Genomic DNA, 1,302 nt, shown 5'->3' with positions numbered 1-1,302 from the left:
TTTTTGGAAAAGTTTTAAATCCTTATTTACTTTTACGCTCAAATGAGTTATAATTACAGCGTGAAAGTAAATAGGAGTTGATAATAATGAGCTATCAAGTAAAGCTTGAAAGGTTAATTGAAGATAGGGATGGCTTAATCCTTACGAAGGAAGCTGTGGCGGCAGGTGTTCCTAGGCAATACTTAAACATCTTTGTCAGGGAAAATAGACTGGAAAGGGTCGCCCATGGTGTATATTTGACTCCTGATGCATTTGACGATGAAATGTATAGGCTTCAGGCCAAAAACCAAAGAACCATTTTTTCCCATGAAACAGCATTGTATTTACATGATTTGACAGATAGAGATCCTATTGAATGGTCGGTAACCGTTCCCTATGGATACAATGCTACCCATTTAAGAGCTGAGGGGGTTAAAGTTTATACAGTAAAGAAGGCCCTTCATCAGGTGGGTGTTATGGAATTAAAAACTATCTATGGAAGGCCCATTAAAGCATACAATAAAGAACGAACTATCTGTGATATCATCCGGAATAGAAACAAGATGGATATTGCTATTTTAAATGAAGCCATCAGAAGATATTTAGATACTAAGGACAAAAACATCCCTCTATTGTTACGATATGCAGAAAAACTTGATGTTCAGAATGTGGTAAGGAAATATTTGGAGATATTGCTATGAAGAATTTAAGGCAACAAAAAGACCTAATAAAAAATATGTCTAGGGAGAACAACATCAACGCTCAAATTCTCTTAAGGAACTATATGTTAGAAAGGTTACTTGAGAGAATATCCTTATCTGACTTTGGAGACAAGTTCATCCTAAAAGGCGGAATGCTAATAGCGGCTTTAGTTGGTATAGACATGAGATCCACCGTAGACATGGATGCTACTATAAAATCGTATCCGGTAACAAAGGAATCTATTGAAGATGCATTTGATAATATATTATCCGTACCAATAGATGACGGAGTAAGTATGGAATTTAAAGGGATAGAAGATATACGAACTGAAGATGAATACAATGGCTTTAGAGTATCACTTGAAGCGAGAATGGAAAATGCTAGAATCCCGCTAAAAGTGGATATTACTACAGGCGACAAAATTACACCTAAGGAAGTTGTTTATATCTTTAAATTATTGTTAGAGGATAGGAGCATAGATATTCTTGCATATAATATAGAAACGGTCATAGCCGAGAAACTTGAAACAATCATTTCAAGGGGCATCGCAAATACAAGGATGAGGGATTTTTATGATATCTATATTTTGCTAAAGACCCAGGGGCATAGTATTAATAAATC

At 35.5% G+C, this 1,302-nt stretch carries 2 protein-coding genes; both read left to right on the top strand.

Annotated elements, in window-relative coordinates; genetic code table 11:
* The first annotated feature begins 86 nt into the window (after positions 1–86).
* Positions 87–680 (top strand): type IV toxin-antitoxin system AbiEi family antitoxin domain-containing protein, encoded by a 594-nt coding sequence (locus BUC45_RS07325; protein WP_296971279.1) that lies wholly within the window; start codon positions 87–89, stop codon positions 678–680.
* Positions 677–1,302, top strand: a 626-nt coding sequence (locus tag BUC45_RS07320) for a nucleotidyl transferase AbiEii/AbiGii toxin family protein (RefSeq protein ID WP_296971278.1), incomplete at its 3' end; no start/stop codon positions are given. The genes BUC45_RS07325 and BUC45_RS07320, both read left to right, overlap by 4 nt.

The organism is Tepidanaerobacter sp. EBM-38, from assembly GCA_001896545.1.
In the GTDB taxonomy this organism is placed as follows: domain Bacteria; phylum Bacillota; class Thermosediminibacteria; order Thermosediminibacterales; family Tepidanaerobacteraceae; genus Tepidanaerobacter.
This window is presented reverse-complemented; position numbering and strand designations above follow the sequence as displayed.

Bases quoted from the DNA above. Each gene is read 5' to 3' on its own strand.
- BUC45_RS07325 (WP_296971279.1), top strand. From the start codon at position 87: ATGAGCTATCAAGTAAAGCTTGAAAGGTTAATTGAAGATAGGGATGGC.